The organism is Parabacteroides sp. AM58-2XD, from assembly GCF_003463685.1.
Taxonomy (GTDB): domain Bacteria; phylum Bacteroidota; class Bacteroidia; order Bacteroidales; family Tannerellaceae; genus Parabacteroides; species Parabacteroides segnis.
On sequence record NZ_QSDP01000230.1, the window covers coordinates 1 to 1360 of the forward strand.

General features: G+C 47.1%; 3 protein-coding genes and 1 pseudogene. All 4 read right to left on the reverse strand.

Features of this window, described 5'->3' with window-relative positions; all coding sequences use genetic code 11:
* Positions 1-146: pseudogene (locus tag DXA15_RS27465) on the reverse strand (N-acetylmuramoyl-L-alanine amidase); the annotation flags it as partial.
* A gap of 2 nt (positions 147-148) precedes the next feature.
* Positions 149-280 (reverse strand): smalltalk protein, encoded by a 132-nt coding sequence (locus DXA15_RS25395; protein ID WP_158579720.1) that lies wholly within the window; start codon positions 278-280, stop codon positions 149-151.
* A 21-nt stretch (positions 281-301) separates the two neighbouring features.
* Positions 302-766 carry an HU family DNA-binding protein gene (locus tag DXA15_RS24990; protein WP_128135837.1) on the reverse strand — a complete coding sequence of 155 codons (465 nt, stop codon included), beginning with the start codon at positions 764-766 and terminating at the stop codon, positions 302-304.
* Between the two features lie 218 nt (positions 767-984).
* Positions 985-1194 (reverse strand): DUF4248 domain-containing protein, encoded by a 210-nt coding sequence (locus DXA15_RS24995; protein ID WP_128135838.1) that lies wholly within the window; start codon positions 1192-1194, stop codon positions 985-987.
* Positions 1195-1360: the final 166 nt, after the last annotated feature.

A 1360-nucleotide genomic window follows, 5' to 3' on the forward strand; every position in this document is an offset into this window, starting at 1 on the left:
CGGTGGTCGCGTTCCAACTGTTCGGCTGTATAAGGCCGATTGCAACGGGTGGCGGAACAGTGGACCACGATAAAGCGGACACTTTCAGTGGCATGGCGCATGAGTTCGACCTCATTGCGCAGGGCGGTTTCGCAGATAGGAACCATGGCTACAAGCAAGACTGGAGTCCCAAGGCTCCTAAAAGAGTGGCTACTACGGTGGCGATCACCTTTAACACGATACCCCAGATTTTGTGTTTGGGGTTTTCCGGTGCCGGATTGGTCTCGATGGTTTGTTGCATGTGTTTATAAATTTAATGGTTTCATTCAATTTCAGGTCTGTCACTACCGCTTTCCTCCTCTGGAACTTGTGTGCCGTTGATATTCACTTTTACCAGGGTCGTTTTTTCACCTAAGAGTGAATAACGGCGGGTACCGTTGAGAATCGTGTACGAAGGAGTAAAACCGGGGACGATGCTTCTGATTTGGGTAGCTTTCACCTCTTCGGCCTTTTCAACACCTTTCCCTGTGATCAAACGGTTGTAGACCGTCCCGAATCCAAGCAGTTCAACTTTGTAACCTTTTTGAAGGTTTTGAATGACATAGCGTTGATAACGGTCCAGGACGTTCAGCACATCCCCTTTGGTGAGCGACGATTCTTCTGCGATTTGATCGGCGGCATCACGGGTCGATAGCGTCCCGTAATAAAACGGGGCAGGTTTGAATACTTCTTTCCGTGGTTCTTCACCCGGAATAGTGTACTTGCGAACTAAAAAAGCTTGTGGCATACGTTTTTGATATTTAATAGTTTAACAATGTTTACAATGCAAATATACGGCAAGGGGCCGGTGGCAGTGATGCCGGATGATGCGGCAGGGAGGGAAACCCATCCGCTTTTTTTTCATGCATCTGTCGATGGGCATCCTTCGTTTTTTAGAATGCCCATCCTTAGCCTCTTACAATGGGCATTCTTGGCCTCTTAGGATGCCCATCCATGGATTCATTCTCAGCCGGGTTCTCCAAGGTAGCGGACGATCAGCCGGACCTGTCGGGGTGTAAAGAAACGTTGGGTGGACGAATAGCCGCTCAGAAGCAGTTCTTGATGCAATTCTTTACAACGGATGATCCAACGGCGCAGGCGATTGCATGCCTGGTGAGGTGCCAGCTCCGGAAAGTAGAGACTGGCAAGGTCTGATTTTTTAAGAGGATAAGAGATCATAATTGAATTGTTAATTAATAATTGACAAATTGAAGGCTGAATGTTGTGAAGGCTGTGAAGTCAGTGAGGGCTGTTTTGTAAACTTTCCGGGAATACAAATAAATACGGGGTGTCTTTTAAAAGGGGACCGGTATTTATTTATTTTCCTGCAAAGTTTACAAAC